The organism is Streptomyces sp. CNZ287 (assembly GCF_007827615.1).
On the sequence record NZ_VISV01000008.1, the window covers coordinates 251,543 to 268,240 of the forward strand.

A 16,698-nucleotide genomic window follows, 5' to 3' on the forward strand; every position below is an offset into this window, starting at 1 on the left:
GGACGTGATTCCGCCTTGCTCAAGCTGTCGATCGATCGCCCACCCTCTGGTTCTCGCCGGCAGCCACCCGAGCCGGGACGTGCCGTCGACCACTTCGTCGATGTCCACGCCAGGGTACGAGGCACCCGCGACACCCCGTCCTTCCGGCGCGGCCTCCTCACGTCCTCCGCACTCGACCGCAGTTCCCGGCTGCGCCGGTACTGGAGCCTGGTCGGCACCGTGACCGGCGAAGTGGCCACCGCCGGCGAAACCCACGCCTGGCTCCTCGACGGTCTCGACCTCTCCCTCACCAGCGAACCCCCGGGCTGACTCGGTGAACCACCGGACGTGATGGTGGCGCACCGCCTGCGAGAGACTGGTCGTCATGGAGATCAGAACGGGTGTACGGGGCGATGCCGAGGAGATCGCGGCGCTGCACGCCGAGAGCTGGCGTACGGCGTACGCGGGGATCATGCCCGGCGACTTCCTGAGCGGGCCGCTGGACGACGCGCGGCTGGCCGTCTGGCGTGGCCGACTCGACGAGCCGGCGCGCGGCGCGGGGCTGTTCGTGGCCGTGGACGGCGCCGAGCTGCTCGGGTTCGCCTATCTCCTCCCGCGCTCCGATGGCCGTCTCCTCCTGGACAACCTGCACGCCAGGCCCGGCCGCACCGGCGGCGGCATCGGGACCCGGCTCCTGCGGCACGCCCGCGCGTGGGCCGCCGAGGTGCACCCCGGGCGGACCGTCTACCTGGAGGTGCTCCGCGGCAACACGCGCGCGGTCTCCTTCTACGAGCGCCACGGCGCGGTCCGCACCGATGAACGGATCTGCGTGTTCGAGCAGGGATTCGAGCTGCCCGAGCTGGAGTACTCCTTCCCGGCCGCGCCGCCGCTGAGCATTGCGGTCGCGCAGCCAAGGTGCAGGGCTCACGACGTGGCGGCCAACGCGGTGGCCCATGCGGAGGCCGTTCTGGCGGCGGACGCGCGGGTGGTGGTCTTCCCCGAGATGTCGCTGACGGGTTACGAGCTGGACGCGGAGCCGATCGCCCCGGACGACGAACGGCTGACTCCGATCATCGCCGCATGCGCCGAGAAGGGGACACTCGCCCTGGTCGGTGCGCCCGTACCGGGTCCGCACATCGGCATCCTGGCCGTCGGGGAAGCCGGTGCGCGCGTGGCCTACGGGAAGGTGTACCTCCACGGCACCGAGGCCGCCCGCTTCGTCCCGGGGGAGCCCGCCGTGATCGAGGTGGACGGGTGGCGGCTGGGGCTCGCCGTCTGCCGCGACACGGGCATTCCCGAGCATGCCGCGAAGGTGGCCGCGCTGGGCATCGACGGCTATGTGGCCGGGGTCGTGCACACGGACGACGAGGCCGGGGTCCACGGCGAGCGCGCCCGCCGGGTCGCGGCCGACCACGGTGTGTGGGTCGCCACGGCGGCCTTCGCCGGTCCCACCGGCGGCGCGTTCGACCGCACGTCCGGTCGTTCGGGCATCTGGTCCGCCGACGGGGAACTGATCGCGGAGGCGAGCGCCGCCCCGGACGAGTTCGCGCGGGCCGTCTTCCTCAAGTGAGCCCGGAGTGAACCCCCGCCTGGACGCTGGAGGGAACGTCCCGCCGGCCCGGCGTTCCGGCGGTGTCCTCGGCCTCGGCGGCGGGTGAGGCGACGGCCGGGCGCGCTACGTGCGGGGCCGTGCGGAGGCGGCGGGTCCTCGGCGCTCCTCCACCGCCCCCAGGGCGGCGGGGAGTTCGCGGCGGGAGGTGACGCCGAGCTTCGGGTACGCCTTGTAGAGGTGGTACTCCACCGTGCGGGGGGAGAGGAAGAGCCGGGCCGCGATCTCGCGGCTGCTGGTGCCTTCCGCCGCCAGCCGGACGACCTGGAGTTCCTGCGGGGTCAGCCGGTCCGCCGGGTCCGGGGCGGTGGCGCGGGCCGTGGCCTGGACCTCGCCCGCCGCGCGGAGTTCGGCGCGGGTGCGGTCGGACCAGGGTGCGGCGGCGAGGCCGTCGAAGAGCCGGAGCGCGGTGCGGAGGTGGGTACGGGCCTCGGCGCGGCGGCGCTCCCGGCGCAGGTGCTCGCCGAAGAGCAGCTCGGTGCGGGCCCGTTCGAAGGGGCGGCCGGCGGGCTCGGCGTGGAGGCGTACGGCTTCCTCGTACGCCTCCTCGGCGCTGCCCCTGGCTTCCGCCCCGCCCGCCGTCTCCGCCAGCAATGCCTCGTTGCGCAGCGCCACCGCCCGCGCCCACGGCTGCCCGCCCGCCGCCGCCCACGCCGCGAAGCGGCGGGCCGGGGCCTCGGCGCGCGCCGGGTCGCCCAGGCGGACCGCCGCCTCCACCTCGTCCGCCGTCGCGAACAGCAGCGCAGCGCTGTACCGCGCCGCTCCCGCGCGGGCCTCCGCCAGCCGCTTCAGCACGTCCTCGTAGCGGCCGCGGCCCAGGTCGAGGAGGGCCAGGGCGGTGACGCCGTAGTTGCCGCCGGCGTTCATGCCGGGGGTCACGAGGGTCCGTACGCGCTCCTCGTCGCCCTCGATCGCCGGGATGCGCGCCAGCAGGTTGTGCAGCCGGCCGATGCGTATCGGCAGCCCCGTGTCGCGGGCGATCGCGGCGGCTTCCGTCACCGTGCGCGCCGCCTCGCGGTGGTCGCCCGCGTAGAGCTGCTGGCGCGCCAGCACGTGCAGCAGGTACGGCAGCCGGCCGATGATGCCGTCGCCGCGGGCGAAGTCGATCTCCTCGGTGATCACGGGCAGTTGGACGTCGTCGGGGAGTAGCGAGGCGGAGGAGATCGCCTGGAGACGCGTCGGACTGCCCACGGCGGCCTCGTCGAGCAGGTCGGCGACGAGCGGCAGCCCGCGCGCGAAGTCGTCGGCCGCCATGTGCGCCAGCCCGCGCACGGCGCGGTCCGCGCGCCGGGCGTCGGCGCCGGGCGCGTCCCCGTACTGCTCCAGCAGGTCCGCCGCCCGGTGCAGCGCCGCGAGGTCCCCGCCGAACCACGCGTACGTCGCCGCGGCGCGCAGCATCTTCCGCCCGTACGCGCGCGAGTCCGCGGCGTGCGAGAGGAGCAGCGCGCCGGCCTCCTGCGCGGCGTCCTTCTCGAAGAGCCAGAAGGAGCGCACGTACGCCAGCTCCGCGCGCCGGTCCGCGTCCGCCGTCTGCTCGTACGCCTCCTCCGCCAGCGCCGCCGCCTGCTCCGCGTGCCCCGCCTGCTGCGCCGCCCACGCCGCCGCCGTGAGGCGCCGCACCCGCGGGTCCGCGTCCGGGGTGAGGCGGGCCGCCTCCACGTACGTCTCCGCTGCCGCCGCCGGGCCGCCGCGGGCCAGCGCCCGCTGCGCGCAGTCGGCCAACTCGGCGGCGACCTCCTCGTCGGGCCCCGTCGCGGCCGACGCCAGGTGCCGGGCGCGGCAGTCCGGATCGCCGGAGCCGGTGGCCAGCGCCTCGTGCACGGCGACGCGGAGGGCTAGCGGGGCGGAGGTGTAGGCGGCGGTACGGATCAGGGGGTGCCGGAACTCGACGAACTCCCCGACCACGGCGATGAGCCCCTGCTGCTCCGCCGCCGCCAGGTCCGCCAGCTCCACGTCCAGCCGCTCGGCCGCGGCGACCAGGTACCGCAGGGTGCCGCGGGAGTCGGCGGCGGCGATGAGGAGCATCAACCGGGTCCGCTCCGGCAGTGCCAGCACCCGGCCGCGGTACGCCGCCAGCACCCGGTCGGCGGCCGGCAGCGGCTGCCCGGCGGCCTGCGGACGGCCCGCGGCCGCAGCCCCCGAGGCGCCGAACTCGCGCAGGGCGAGCGGGTTGCCGAGGGACTCGCGCAGCACCCGCTCCCGTACCGCCGCGGGCACGTCGAGCCCCGCGAGGAGGGCCAGTGCGTCCTCGCGGCCGAGCCGGGAGAGCACCGACTGCGGCAGCCCGGCGGCGGGGAAGCCGGTGTCGCCGCGGGCGGCGAAGAGCAGCGCGACGCGCTCGACGCCGAGCCGGCGGGCGGCGAACAGCAGCGCGTCCGCGGAGGGGTCGTCGATCCACTGCGCGTCGTCCACCAGGCACAGCACCGGCACGCCGTCGGCCGCCTCGGCGAGCAGCGACAGCACCGCGAGCCCGACGAGGAACCGGTCGGGCCCCTCGGCGGCGCCGGTGCCGACCGCGGCGGCCAGCGCGTCCGCCTGCGGCCGCGGCAGCGTGCCGGCGCGGTCGAGCACGGGCCGCAGCAACTGGTGCAGCGCCGCGAACGCCAGCCCCCGCTCGGCCTCCCAGCCCACCGCGCGCAGCACGGTGAAGCCGCGCCGCCGCGCCTCGCCCTCGGCGTACGCGAGCAGCGACGACTTGCCGATCCCCGCCTCGCCGCGCAGCACGAGGCTCTGCCCGCGGCCGTCGGCGGCGGCGCCGAGCAGCGCGTCGAGCGCGGCCAGCTCCTTCTGACGCCCGTACAAAGTCATCCAGTCACACCTACGTGGCGGGTCGGCGGCAGGTCACGTATCCGAGTACCGAAGCGCTACGGATCCGGCGGGCATTCCCCCGTACCTAACGTCGAAGACATGACGAACAAGATCTTCGAGCCCGTACGGATCGGCCGCCTCGACCTCCCGCACCGGCTGGCGATGGCCCCGATGACCCGCTCCCGTGCCTCCGCGGACGGCGGCCTGGTCTCCGAGCTGACGGCGGAGTACTACGAGCAGCGGGCCGGCGCCGCGCTGATCATCACCGAGGGCACCCAGCCCTGCGTGCGCGGCCAGGGCTACATCCAGACGCCCGGCATCCACACCGCCGCCCAGGTCGCCGCCTGGCGGAAGGTGACCGACCGGGTGCACGCCGCCGGGGGCCGGATCTTCCTGCAGCTCCTGCACGCCGGCCGCGTCGGCCACCCCTACCTCTACCCGGACGGCGGGCTTCCGGAAGCGCCGTCGGCCCTGGCGTCCGGCGAGTCCCTGTTCACCAACGACCAGGGGCTGCTCCCGCACCCCGTGCCGCGCGAGCTGACCGCCGACGACATCGGCGAGATCGTCCGGGACTTCGCGGCCGGCGCGCGGGGCGCGATCGAGGCGGGCTTCGACGGCGTGGAGCTGCACGGCGCCAACGGCTACCTCATCCACCAGTTCCTCGCCGACGGCGCCAACCGCCGCACCGACGCCTACGGCGGCCCGGTGGAGAACCGCATCCGCTTCGCGGTCGAGACGGTACGGGCGGTCAGCGAGGCGATCGGTGCGGACCGCACCGCACTGCGCATCTCGCCCGGCAACGGCGCCAACGGCGTCACCGAGAGCGACGCGGCCGACGTGTACGCGGCGCTGGTCGCGGCCCTGGCCCCGTATCCGCTGGCCTATCTGCACCTCCTGGAGGGCACGCCGGAGCTGCGCGGGGTGACCGAGCAGGTACGCCGCGGCTGGGCGGGCCCTCTGATGCTGAACTCGATGCACCACGGCGGCGGCGACCCGGTCGAGGACGCGGAGCGACTGCTCGCCGCGGGCACGGCGGACATCGTGGCCCTCGGGGCGCGCTGGCTGGCCAACCCGGACCTGATGGCGCGGGTACGGGCCGGGGGACCGTACAACGAGGCCGACGAGGCGACGTACTACGGCGGCGACCACCGCGGCTACACCGACTACCCGGCGCTCGCGCCGCCGGCGCCCGCCGCGGGCTGAGGTGCCTGGCCGGGGAGGCGCCGCGCCGATGGGAGACAATTCGACTGTCCTATCGGCAAACCCCGGAGGAATCCGTGACCGGTTTCGTGGAGAAGCCCCAGCCCGTCGAAGTCCCCGGCCTCGTCCATCTGCACACCGGCAAGGTCCGCGACCTCTACGAGGACGCCGAGGGCCGCCTGGTGATGGTCGCCAGCGACCGGATCTCCGCGTACGACTGGGTGCTCCCCACCGAGATCCCCGACAAGGGCCGGATCCTGACCCGGCTGTCGCTGTGGTGGTTCGAGCGGATCGCCGGCATCGTGCCGCACCACGTGCTCTCCACCGAGCTGCCCGAGGGCGCCCCCGCCGCATGGGCGGGGCGCGCCCTGGTGTGCCGGCGGCTGCGGATGGTGCCGGTGGAGTGCGTGGCCCGGGGCTATCTGACGGGCTCGGGGCTCGCGGAGTACGCGGAATCGGGCGCGGTCTGCGGCGTCGACCTGCCGCCGGGGCTCACCGACGCCTCGGCGCTGCCCGCGCCGGTCTTCACGCCGGCGACGAAGGCGGAGGTGGGGGAGCACGACGAGAACGTCACGTACGACGAGGTGGTGCGCCGCGTCGGCCCGCTCGTCGCGGCGGAGCTGCGCCGGGTGACGCTGGAGGTGTACGGGCGCGGGCGGGACCTCGCGCGCGGGCGGGGGCTGATCCTGGCGGACACGAAGTTCGAGTTCGGCTACACCGGCGACGCGATCGGCGAGGGCGAACTGGTCCTCGGCGACGAGGTGCTGACGCCGGACTCCTCGCGGTACTGGGCGATCGACGGCTGGCGTCCCGGCCGGCCGCAGCCGTCCTTCGACAAGCAGTACGTACGTGACTGGCTGACGTCGGACGTGTCCGGCTGGGACCGACACGGCGAGGCGCCGCCGCCGGAGCTGCCCGCGGAGGTGGTGGAGCGTACGCGGGAGAAATACGTGGAGGCGTACGAGCGGCTGACGGGGGAGCGCTGGGACGGCTGAGTCCGTCAGCCTCCCGGTGCCGGCGGCGGTGCCGGCGGCGAGGGTGCCGGTGGCGACGGCGGCCCGTCCATCAGGTGGTACTGCACGATCGGCGAAAGCCGGCGGATCAGCTCCTCCGGTGCCGCCGAGGCCATCGGTTCGAGCCGGACGATGTAGCGCAGCATCGCCGTCCCGACGAGCTGCGCCACCGCCAGTTCCGCGCGCATCTCGGCGTCGGGCTGCGGCAGTGACGGGGTGATCCGGCGCAGCAGGTTGCGCGTGACGATCTTGCGGAAGATGGCGGCCGCGGTCTCGTTGCTCACGGCGGAGCGGATGACGGCGAGTAAAGGCTCGCGCGAGAGCCGGTTCTCCCAGACGCCGAAGAAGAAGCGGGTCATGCGCTCGCCCGCGTCCTCCGCCGGGCCGTCGACGACGATGTCGGGTATCGCCATCGCGGGCGCGAACGTGATCTCCAGCGCCGCTTCGAAGACCCGCTCCTTGGTGCCGAAGTAGTGGTGGACCAGCGCCGGGTCGACGCCCGCGGACTTGGCGATGCCGCGAATGGACGTCTTCTCGAAGCCGCGCGCGGCGAACTCGGAACGGGCCTTCGCCAGTATCCGGTCCCGGGTGCCGGGCCCGTCCTCGGCGACGCCGCGGCGGGGGCGTCCCCGGCCGCGTTTCGGAGGGTCGGCGGCGTTCTCCGGCGTCACGGGGCGGCACCTTCGCCGGGCGCCGCGATGTCGCGCTCCGCCATGACGCCCCTCACGACGACGCGCCGCGCGGGACCGGCGCCGCGAGGTTGAACCGGGTGAACGCCAGCGACTCCGCGAGGTCCGACTCGCGCTCCGCCGCCGACATCGCCCGCCGGGTGTTGATCTCCACCACGACCTGCCCGCCGAACCCGCGCGCCGCCAGCCGCTCCAGCATCTCGGCGCACGGCTGGCTGCCCCGCCCGGGCACCAGGTGCTCGTCCTTGCCGGACCCCGAGCCGTCGGCCAGGTGCACGTGGCACAGCCGGTCGCCCATGCGGTCGGCCATCTCCAGCGCGTCGTTGCGAGCGGTGGCCGTGTGCGAGAGGTCCAGCGTGTGGTGCCGGTAGTCCTCGTTCGTGACGTCCCAGTCGGGCGCGTACGCGAGCATCTCCTTCTCGCGGTAGCGCCAGGGGTACATGTTCTCCACCGCGAACTGCACCGCCGTCTCGTCGGCCATGCGCCAGATGCCGCGGACGAACTCGCGCGCGTACCCGCGCTGCCAGCGGAACGGCGGGTGCACCACGACCGTCTCCGCACCCAGCCGCTCGGCGGCCGACTGCGCGCGCCGCAGCTTCTCCCACGGGTCCCGCGACCAGACGCGCTGCGTGATCAGCAGGCACGGCGCGTGGATGGCGAGGACCGGCACGCCGTGGTGGTCGGAGAGGCGGCGCAGCGCCTCGATGTCCTGGCTGACGGGATCCGTCCAGACCATGACCTCCAGGCCGTCGTACCCGAGGCGGGCGGCGGTCTCGAAGGCGGTGGCGGTGGACTCGGGGTAGACGGAGGCGGTGGAGAGGGTCACCCGCGCGTCGGGCACCGCGACCCCGCGCTCCGCGCTCCGCGGCTCGGCCTCGCCGCCGGCACCGTCCCCGGTCGCCGCGCCGGTCGCGGCACGACCGACCGATGCGCCGGTCTCGCCGGCTTCGCCGTGCTCGTCGGTCCGGTAACGGGATGCTCCTGCCACGGAGACAGCGTACGCGGCCTCATCCGCGCCCCGCCCCGTCACGGCAACTGGTCCAGCCGCTTGAGGATGACCCCCTCGCGCAGCGCCCACGGGCAGATCTCCACCGTGTCCACCCCGAACAGGTCCATCGCCCCCTCCGCCACCAGCGCCCCCGCGAGCAACTGCCGCGCCCTGCCCTCCGACACCCCCGGCAGCTCCGCCCGCTCCGCCGCCGGCATCGCCGCCAGCCGCGGCACCCACTCCTCCAGCGCCTTCGCCGAGAGCGCCCGGTGCGTGTACAGCCCCTCCGCGGACCGGGCCGCGCCCGCGATCCGCGCGAGCTGCCGGTACGTCTTGGACGTCGCCACCACGTGATCCGGCTCACCGAGCCGGCTGAACTCGCTGACGACCCGGGCGATCTGCGCGCGCACGTGCCGCCGCAGCGCCCGTACGTCGTCGGGATCCGGCGGGTCCCCCGGCAGCCAGCCGGTCGTCAGCCGGCCGGCGCCGAGCGGCAGCGACACCGCCTTGTCGGGGTCCTCGTCGATCCCGTACGCGATCTCCAGTGACCCGCCGCCGATGTCCAGGACCAGCAGCTTCCCGGCCGACCAGCCGAACCAGCGGCGGGCGGCCAGGAACGTCAGCCGTGCCTCCTCCTCGCCGGTGAGCACGGTGAGCTTCACCCCGGTCTCGTCGGCGACGCGCGCGAGGACGGATTCCGCGTTGGCCGCCTCGCGGACCGCGGAGGTGGCGAACGGGAGCACGTCTTCTGCGCCCTTGTCCTCCGAAACCTGCAGCGCCTCGTGAATCGTGGCTATCAGCCGCTCGACCCCGTCGTCGGCGATGGCACCCTCCTCGTCGAGGAGCTCCGCGAGCCGCAGCTCCGCCTTGTGCGAGTAGGCAGGCAGCGGCCGGGCACCGGGGTGCGCATCCACCACCAGCAGGTGCACCGTGTTCGAGCCCACATCCAGAACGCCGAGTCGCATAACGGGAAACGCTAGCGCCTTGCCGCGCGGCCGTACGCTGGGTTCCGTGAGCAAGAGGAAGAAACAGGGCAAAACGCAAGCCGGTTCGGGCGTCGCACGCGAGAATGCCGCGCGGTCGGAGGAGGTCGGGCTCGACTTCGCCCGCGCCTGGGTGGAGTTTCCGGACCCCGCGGACGACGAACAGGTCTTCCGCTGCGACCTGACGTGGCTGACATCACGCTGGTCGTGCATCTTCGGCCGCGGCTGCCAGGGCATCGACGCCGCGGGCCCCGACGACGGCTGCTGCACGCTGGGCGCGCACTTCTCCGACAAGGACGACGAGAAACGGGTCGCAGGACATGTGCGCCGGCTCACACCGGAGCTGTGGCAGCACCACGCCGAGGGCCTGGGCCCGGACGGCTGGACCGAGACCGACGAGGACGGCGAACGCAAGACCCGCCGCGTGGACGGCGCCTGCGTCTTCCACAACCGCGCCGGCTTCCCCGGCGGCACGGGCTGCGCCCTGCACCTGCTGGCGCTTCGCGAGGGCCGCGAGCCGCTGGAGACCAAGCCGGACGTCTGCTGGCAGTTGCCGGTCCGCCGCTCCTACGAGTGGATCACGCGCCCGGACGACACCAAGGTCCTGATGGTCTCGATCGGCGAATACGACCGCCGCGGCTGGGGCCCCGGCGGCCACGACCTCCACTGGTGGTGCACCTCGGCCCCGTCGGCCCACGGCGGCGGCAAGGCGGTGTACGAGTCGTACCGCCCGGAGCTGGTGGAACTGATGGGCGAGCGGGGCTACGCCCGCCTGGCGGAACTCTGCGAGGAACGCCTGGCCGCAGCCCGGCACGCCCCCCTCCCGGCCCCCCACCCGGCGGACTGAGGGCCGCCGGCCGGAGGCCGGGGCGCCGGGCCGCCGAGCCGTGGGTGCGCCCGGGGCAGGCGCCGGCCGGCCGCTGCCGGGCCGGTCAGCCCGCCCCCGACGGCGCCTGCGCCGGGGACGAGTCCGGTGGGCTCGGGTCCGGCTCGGACGCGGTCGGCGTGGGGTCCGGGTCCGAGGGGGACGGGTCGGGATCCGACGGGCTGGGGTCGGGGTCGGACGGCGACGGATCGGGGTCGGACGGGCCGGGGTCCGGGTCCGAGGGGGAGGGAGCCGGGTCCGACGGGCGCGGGGTGCCCGGCGGCGAGTGCGGTGGCGGCTCCGGGTGGGTCGGGGCGGGGGCGCCGCCCGGGCTCGTACGGCCGCTGCCCGCGCCCGTGATCAGGATCGCCGCGCCGCCCGGGGACACGTACACCCGCGTCTGCCAGCCCGTCCGCGGCTCGCTCACCTCCGCCACCGTCACCGCGACCGTCGTCGCCTGGCCCGGCCGCAGCGTCCCGTACGTCGCGCTGAACCGCAGCCACCCCGCGTCCGTCCCCACCCGCCAGTCGACCGGCGTCCCGCCGGACGCCCGCAGCCGCAGGTACGTCGTCTCCCCAGCCGGCCACGCCTCCACCGTCAGCCGGCCCGGGCCCACCCCCGGCCCGCCCGGGGTCGGACCGCCGCGGTCATGGACCTCCACCGACACGTCCGGGTGATTGCCGTCACGCGACGCCGGCACGGAGTCGTCGTGCGCGCTGCCGGCCTTCTCCACCGGGCGGCCGTCCAGCGACTCCGGCTCCTCCGCGTCCGCGCTCGGCGGCGGCCAGCCGGACTCCGCCTCGCCGGCCGCGGGCGCACCGCGGTTCGCCGCCCACAGCGCCAGCACCGGCGCCGCGATGACGGTCGCCACGACCGTCGACGTCACCGCCCGGGAGCGCAGCCGGCCGCGGCGGGCGGCGCGGTGCCGGGGGTCGCGGGGGTAGCCGCGGCGGTCGAAGCGCGGGGCGTGCACGAAGCGGGTGCGCTGGGCGCGCCGCATCGCCGCGTACGCGGCCGCGCGGGGCGCCTCCAGCACCGGCAGCGGTCCGTCGGGCCGCGCGGCGCGCAGCGTACCCGGCCAGGCCCAGCCCGCACCCGCGCGTTCGGCGGCGCGGCGGCACTCGGCGCAGTCGTCGACGTGCCGGACCAGCTCGCGGCTGAGGGCGGCGCTGAGGAACAGCCGGCTGTCGCCGGCGAGCCGGGCGATGGCGGGGCAGCCGTGCTGGTCGACGACGGCGAGTGCGGCCCTGGTCCGTTCGACCTCGGCGGCGGCGGTGGAGAGCAGCACGCGGGCGGCGTCGGGGTGCTGGCCGAGCACGGTGGCGACTTCCTCGGAGGGCAGCCGGTGGCGTACGGCCAACTCCAGCGCCTCGCGCTGCTCGGGCGTCGTGCCGGCGGCCTCGGGCCAGGCGAGCGCGGCCAGTTCGCGGCGGCGCAGCCGGGCGGCGGCTGCCGACGCTGACTCCCCGGCGGCTTCCGGCGCGGCTGCTGAAGCGGCTGCGGACCCGGGCTCAGGGGCGGCCTCCGCCCCCGCCGCGGAAGCCGCCCCCGGCGCCGGCGCCGCGCCCGCCTCCGCCGCACTGGCGGATCGCTTCTCCTCAGCCGCCGGGGCGGGCCGCCGCTGCGCCGGCCGGTGGCCGGGCCTGGGGAGCATGCGCTGCGCCGCTCGCTGCCCGGGCTTCTGGTCCAGGCGGCGCAGACAGGCCCAACGCGCCAGCGAGTAGAGCCAGGGCCGCCACTCGGCGGGCGTCGCGGGCCGCCGCCGGAGCTGCCGTTCGGCGATCGCGAGGACGTCGCCGAGTGCGGCGACGGCGTCGTCGTGGTCGCACAGCACCGACATGCAGTAGGTGAACAGGCCGTCCAGATAAGGCTCGTACTGCTCGGGCGGGCGCAGTGGCGGCGGCTGCCGGGCGGGTTCGGGGTCGGGGCTGCTCGTCACCCCGCGAAGGTAGGCGCATAATCGCGCACGGATCGGGGTGGTTCGGCGACTTTCGCCCTCACGGGTGACGTTGTCACTCAATGGGGGACCTGGCACCCGTCAGAGTGTCCGCCCCGCGCCGGCGACGGCTCCCGGCACCCCCGATCCGTACCCGCGCGAGGGCCGCGCAGGGGGCCGCGACCGCCGCGCCCAGCGCCAGGCCCGCCGCCACGTCGAGCGGGTAGTGCACGCCGACGAAGACCCGCGACGCCGCCAGCACCACGGCGAACGGCAGCACCCACCCCGCGATCCGCGGCCACGCCACCGCCAGCGCGACGGCCGCGGCGCCGGCGATCGTCGCGTGGTTGCTGGGGAACGACCAGTCGCCCGGCGGCGGGCAGTCCGCCAGCGGCGCCGCCGCCCCGTGCACCGCCCGGCACGGCCGCTCCCGTTCCACCCACACCTTCAGCAACTCGCTGAGCCCGTACGCCCCGGCCGTGCCCGCCGCCCCCGCGACGACCGGCGCGCGCCGCGGCGCCGCCCACCACGCGGCGGCGAAGAGCGCGGCCAGCAGGAGCAGTCCGGCGTCCGTGCCGTACTCGGCAAGCGTGTGCAGCCAGTCGGGAGTGCGGCGGGCGAGGGACGTGACGTCGCGGTACAACTCGTCGTTCATGTCCGAACGGTACGAAGCGTGTTCGGTTCACCACTTCCGGCGAAAGTCAGTACGCTCCCCTGACGAAAGTCAGACCGCGCGGCGGGTACGGGACCGCCTTGCGCCCCAAGTCTCGTAAGGTTTCCGCGTGGGATCTTTCCGCCGTCCTGTCGGTCCGCTGCCGTCCGCCATCTACTGGCGGCGCCGCGCGGTCCTGCTCGGCCTGCTCGCCGTGCTCGCGATCTTCGCGATTCTGGTCATCAACCTCGGGGGCGACAGCGAGAACGCCGCCAACGAGGGCAAGAACCCCGCCGAGTCGATCACCCCGGGGCCGACCGACGACTCGTCGGTGATCGACAACCCGCCGGGGGGCCGCGACGAGGACGGCGGCGGCTCGGGCGACTCCGAAGGCTCCGGGGGTTCGGGCGACGAGGACGGCGGCGGCTCCGGCGACTCCGAGGGTTCGGGCGGCTCCGACGGCTCAGGTGACGGCGGCGGTTCCGGTGACGGCGAGGACGGCGGTTCCGCCGGCGGCGGCTCAGGGGCGGGCGGTGCGGGCTCCGCGGGCGGCGGTTTCGACGCCGGCTCGGACGGTGTGCCGGCCGGCTCGTCCATGGCCGCGTGCGCCGCGGGCGACGTGGAGCTGACGCTGCGCAGCCAGGAACGCTCGTACGCGCCGGGGGAGCGGCCGGTGTTCGAGGTGACCGCGGTCAACTCCGGTGACCGGGACTGCAAGCTGGACTTCTCGCCGACCTCGACGGTGCTCACGATCTCGGCGGCCGGCGGCGGCGCGAGCCGGTGGTGGGCGTCGGACGACTGCCCGTGGACGACCGACCCGATCCTGCTGGCGGTGCCGGCGGGCAGCGAGGTCTCGCGGACGTACGAGTGGGACATGCGGGCGAGCGAGCCGCGCTGCGCGACGCCGAAGGCGGGCACGGCGGGCGCGGGGAGCTACGAGGCGGAGGTCAGCGCGGACGGCCTGGCGACGGCGAGGGCGCCGTTCGTGCTGGAGAAGGCGTAGCGGCCGGCCCGGCGCCCGCTGCGGCGGGCGCGCTGACCGGCCATAGGTTCCCCGGCGCCCTTCGGGCACGCCACGTTGACCGCGTACGTCTCCCTGAGGCCCCCGGATACGGTCCGTTGACCGCCGTACGCCTCATGAGGCGCTCCGCGGACGGGGCGTTGACGTCCCGGCGCGGCGCCGTCCGCGTCAGACGTAGCGCTCCAGGATCGACGACTCCGCCAGCCGCGACAGCCCCTCGCGCACCGAGCGGGCCCGCGCCTCGCCCACGCCGTCGACCGTCTGCAGGTCGTCCACGCTGGCGGCGAGGAGCTTCTGCAGGCCGCCGAAGTGCTCCACCAGCCGGTCGATGACGGCGCTGGGGATGCGCGGCACCTTGGCCAGCAGCCGGTAACCCCGCGGCGAGACCGCGGCGTCGAGGGTCTCGGGCACCCCCGAGTAGCCCAGCGAGCGGGCCACGATCGGCAGTTCGAGCAGCTCGCCGTGGGAGAGCCGGTCCAGCTCGGTGAGGGCGCGGTCCACGGTGTGCGGGCGGCGTCCGGTGCGCTCCGGCACGTAGTCCCTGACCACGAGCTGGCGTTCCGGCTCGACGCCCGCGATCAGCTCGTCGAGCTGGAGGGAGAGCAGCCGGCCGTCGGTGCCCAGCTCGACCACGTACTCCGCGATCTCGGTGGCGATCCGGCGCACCATCTCCAGCCGCTGCGCAACGGCGGAGACGTCCCGCACCGTCACCAGGTCCTCGATCTCCAGCGCGGAGAGCGTGCCGGCGACCTCGTCCAGCCGGAGCTTGTAGCGCTCCAGGGTGGCCAGCGCCTGGTTCGCCCGGGAGAGGATCGCGGCGGAGTCCTCCAGCACGCGCCGCTGGCCGTCGACGTACAGCGCGATGAGCCGCATCGACTGGCTGACGGAGACGACGGGGAAGCCGCTCTGGATCGACACCCGCTGCGCGGTGCGGTGGCGGGTGCCGGTCTCCTCGGTGGGGATCGAGGCGTCGGGCAGCAACTGCACGCCCGCGCGCTCGATCCGCGTGATGTCCTGGTCGAGGACCACGGCGCCGTCGAGCTTGCACAGCTCCCGCAGCCTGGTGGCGGTGAACTCGACGTCCAGCACGAAGCCGCCGGTGCAGATGGACTCGATGATCTTGTCCGTGCCCAGCACGATGAGCCCGCCGGTGTTGCCGCGGAGGACCCGCTCCAGGCCGTCGCGCAGCGCCGTGCCGGGCGCGACCGCGCTCAGCGCGGCCCTCACCGCGGCATCGGAGCCGGAACTGCCGCCGGCTCTGCCCGGGGCGCCCGCCCGGTCGCCTGCTGCCACTGGAACCCTCCGGAATCCTCCGGTCGTCGTTTCGGTGCTCTACGCGTGCGCCGGGCGGCGCACGCACGAGCCCCCTGCGCTCCCCCGCACGGAAGAGACCGGGGCAAAGTCTACCGGCGCGCCTCCTCGGGCTGCCGGGACTCCCTCGGCTCCCTCCCTCCGGCCGGCTCCCGGGACCCGCCGCCGGTGCGCCGCCGGCCGGCGGGCAGCGCGCGCAACGCGTCCCCTATGTCCGCGACTTCCCTGACTTTCATGCCTGCGGGGACCTTGCCCGGATCCGCCGGTACGAGCGCCTGCGTGAACCCCAGCCGGGCCGCCTCCGCCAGCCGCCTGGCCACCCCGGTCACCCGCCGCACCTCGCCGGCGAGCCCCACCTCGCCGATCGCGACCAGGTTCTTCGGCAGCGGGGTGTCGCTGGCGGCGCTGGCCAGCGCGAGCGCGACGGCCAGGTCGGCGGCCGGCTCGGAGAGCTTCACCCCGCCGACGGTGGCGCTGTAGATGTCCCGCTTGGAGAGGGCGCGGATGTCGCCGCGCTGCTCCAGCACGGCCAGCATCATCGAGACCCGGGAGGTCTCGAGCCCTGACGTGGTGCGCCGGGGGGAGGGGATCTGCGAGTCGACGGTGAGCGCCTGCACCTCCGCGACCAGCGGCCTGCGGCCCTCCAGGGTCACCGTCAGGCAGGTCCCGGGCACGGGCTCGTCCCGCCGGGTGAGGAAGAGGCCGCTGGGGTCGGCGAGGCCGATGATGCCCTCGTCGTGCAGCTCGAAGCAGCCGACCTCGTCGGTCGCGCCGTACCTGTTCTTCATGCCGCGGACCAGCCGCAGCCGGGCGTGCCGGTCGCCCTCGATGTGCAGCACGACGTCCACCAGGTGCTCCAGCAGGCGGGGGCCCGCGATGGCGCCGTCCTTCGTCACGTGCCCGACGAGGATCGTGGCCATCCCGCGCTCCTTGGAGGCCCGGATCAGCGCGCCGGCGACCTCCCGCACCTGGGCCATGCCGCCGGGGGCGCCGTCGATCTCGCCGGAGGCGACGGTCTGCACGGAGTCCAGCACCAGCAGAGCGGGCCTGACCTCGTCGAGGTGGGCGAGGACGGCGGCGAGGTCGGTCTCGGCGGCCAGATACAGCCCGTCGCTCAGCGCCCCGATGCGGTCGGCCCGCAGCCGGACCTGGCCGGCGGACTCCTCTCCCGTCACGTACAGCGTGCGCTCGCCGCCGACCGCGGCCTTCGCCGCGACGTCGAGCAGCAGCGTCGACTTCCCCACGCCGGGCTCGCCGGCCATCAGTACCACCGCGCCGGGCACGAGCCCGCCGCCGAGCACCCGGTCCAGCTCCGGCACGCCGGTGGAGCGGGCCTCGACGCGGCGGGCGTCGACCTGGGCGATGGGCAGCGCCGGCGTCGTGACCCGGCCGGCGGCCGTGGTCTTGACCGCGGGCGCGCCGACCTCCTCGATCGTCCCCCACGCCTGGCACTCGGGGCAGCGGCCGAGCCACTTCACGGTGGACCAGCCGCACTCGGCGCAGCGGTACGCGGGGCGGTCCCTGCCGCCGCTCTTTCGGGAAGCCATGCGGATAACGTAGCGGGACCCGCTGACACCGCCCGGAGTTCTCCACAGGCGGGGTGCGGCGGTACGACCGGCCCGTCCGGACTGTGGACAAACGGTC

14 protein-coding genes are annotated in these 16,698 nt (G+C 75.3%); 6 read left to right on the forward strand and 8 right to left on the reverse strand.

Features of this window, described 5'->3' with window-relative positions; genetic code table 11:
- Positions 1-15: 15 nt before the first annotated feature.
- Positions 16-309, forward strand: a complete 294-nt coding sequence (locus FB457_RS17395) for a hypothetical protein (RefSeq protein ID WP_145782334.1) — start codon at positions 16-18, stop codon at positions 307-309.
- Positions 310-364: 55 nt separating this feature from the next.
- Positions 365-1,549 carry a GNAT family N-acetyltransferase gene (locus tag FB457_RS36225; protein ID WP_145782335.1) on the forward strand — a complete coding sequence of 395 codons (1,185 nt, stop codon included), beginning with the start codon at positions 365-367 and terminating at the stop codon, positions 1,547-1,549.
- A 105-nt stretch (positions 1,550-1,654) separates the two neighbouring features.
- Here the strand turns inward: FB457_RS36225 and FB457_RS17405 are convergent, their stop codons facing one another.
- The gene (locus FB457_RS17405; protein WP_145782336.1) at positions 1,655-4,396 is read right to left on the reverse strand and encodes a helix-turn-helix transcriptional regulator; all 2,742 of its coding nucleotides are present in this window, start codon (positions 4,394-4,396) and stop codon (positions 1,655-1,657) included.
- 99 nt (positions 4,397-4,495) lie between these two features.
- Here FB457_RS17405 and FB457_RS17410 point away from each other — a divergent pair, with 99 nt between their 5' ends.
- Both FB457_RS17410 and FB457_RS17415 read left to right on the forward strand, forming a co-directional pair.
- Positions 4,496-5,599 carry an alkene reductase gene (locus FB457_RS17410; protein WP_047017059.1) on the forward strand — a complete coding sequence of 368 codons (1,104 nt, stop codon included), beginning with the start codon at positions 4,496-4,498 and terminating at the stop codon, positions 5,597-5,599.
- A gap of 74 nt (positions 5,600-5,673) precedes the next feature.
- Positions 5,674-6,591: a phosphoribosylaminoimidazolesuccinocarboxamide synthase gene (locus FB457_RS17415; RefSeq protein ID WP_047017060.1), complete on the forward strand. Its 918-nt coding sequence runs from the start codon at positions 5,674-5,676 to the stop codon at positions 6,589-6,591.
- Positions 6,592-6,596: 5 nt separating this feature from the next.
- On the opposite strand, the gene FB457_RS17420 is transcribed toward FB457_RS17415, so the two are convergent.
- From FB457_RS17420 to FB457_RS17430, 3 genes are all read right to left on the reverse strand, one after another.
- Complete coding sequence (locus FB457_RS17420; RefSeq protein WP_145782337.1) at positions 6,597-7,280, reverse strand: TetR/AcrR family transcriptional regulator; 684 nt, start codon at positions 7,278-7,280, stop codon at positions 6,597-6,599.
- A gap of 52 nt (positions 7,281-7,332) precedes the next feature.
- On the reverse strand, positions 7,333-8,139 hold the full coding sequence (locus FB457_RS17425) for a sugar phosphate isomerase/epimerase family protein (RefSeq protein WP_047020180.1): 807 nt from the start codon (positions 8,137-8,139) through the stop codon (positions 7,333-7,335).
- 185 nt (positions 8,140-8,324) lie between these two features.
- The gene (locus FB457_RS17430) at positions 8,325-9,251 is read right to left on the reverse strand and encodes a Ppx/GppA family phosphatase (RefSeq protein WP_078898361.1); all 927 of its coding nucleotides are present in this window, start codon (positions 9,249-9,251) and stop codon (positions 8,325-8,327) included.
- A 151-nt stretch (positions 9,252-9,402) separates the two neighbouring features.
- Between FB457_RS17430 and FB457_RS17435 the strand changes: the two genes are divergently transcribed.
- Positions 9,403-10,116 (forward strand): DUF3109 family protein, encoded by a 714-nt coding sequence (locus FB457_RS17435; protein WP_240662721.1) that lies wholly within the window; start codon positions 9,403-9,405, stop codon positions 10,114-10,116.
- A gap of 85 nt (positions 10,117-10,201) precedes the next feature.
- Here FB457_RS17435 and FB457_RS17440 read toward each other — a convergent pair whose 3' ends face one another.
- On the reverse strand, positions 10,202-12,073 hold the full coding sequence (locus FB457_RS17440; protein WP_047017064.1) for a BACON domain-containing protein: 1,872 nt from the start codon (positions 12,071-12,073) through the stop codon (positions 10,202-10,204).
- Between the two features lie 73 nt (positions 12,074-12,146).
- The gene (locus tag FB457_RS17445; RefSeq protein ID WP_047017065.1) at positions 12,147-12,725 is read right to left on the reverse strand and encodes a phosphatase PAP2 family protein; all 579 of its coding nucleotides are present in this window, start codon (positions 12,723-12,725) and stop codon (positions 12,147-12,149) included.
- Between the two features lie 127 nt (positions 12,726-12,852).
- Here FB457_RS17445 and FB457_RS17450 point away from each other — a divergent pair, with 127 nt between their 5' ends.
- Complete coding sequence (locus tag FB457_RS17450; protein WP_145782339.1) at positions 12,853-13,725, forward strand: hypothetical protein; 873 nt, start codon at positions 12,853-12,855, stop codon at positions 13,723-13,725.
- Between the two features lie 186 nt (positions 13,726-13,911).
- Here the strand turns inward: FB457_RS17450 and disA are convergent, their stop codons facing one another.
- Together disA and radA are read right to left on the reverse strand one after the other, a co-directional pair.
- Complete coding sequence (gene disA / locus FB457_RS17455; protein WP_047017067.1) at positions 13,912-15,036, reverse strand: DNA integrity scanning diadenylate cyclase DisA; 1,125 nt, start codon at positions 15,034-15,036, stop codon at positions 13,912-13,914.
- Between the two features lie 110 nt (positions 15,037-15,146).
- Positions 15,147-16,601 carry a DNA repair protein RadA gene (gene radA, locus FB457_RS17460; protein ID WP_145782340.1) on the reverse strand — a complete coding sequence of 485 codons (1,455 nt, stop codon included), beginning with the start codon at positions 16,599-16,601 and terminating at the stop codon, positions 15,147-15,149.
- Positions 16,602-16,698 lie beyond the last annotated feature (97 nt).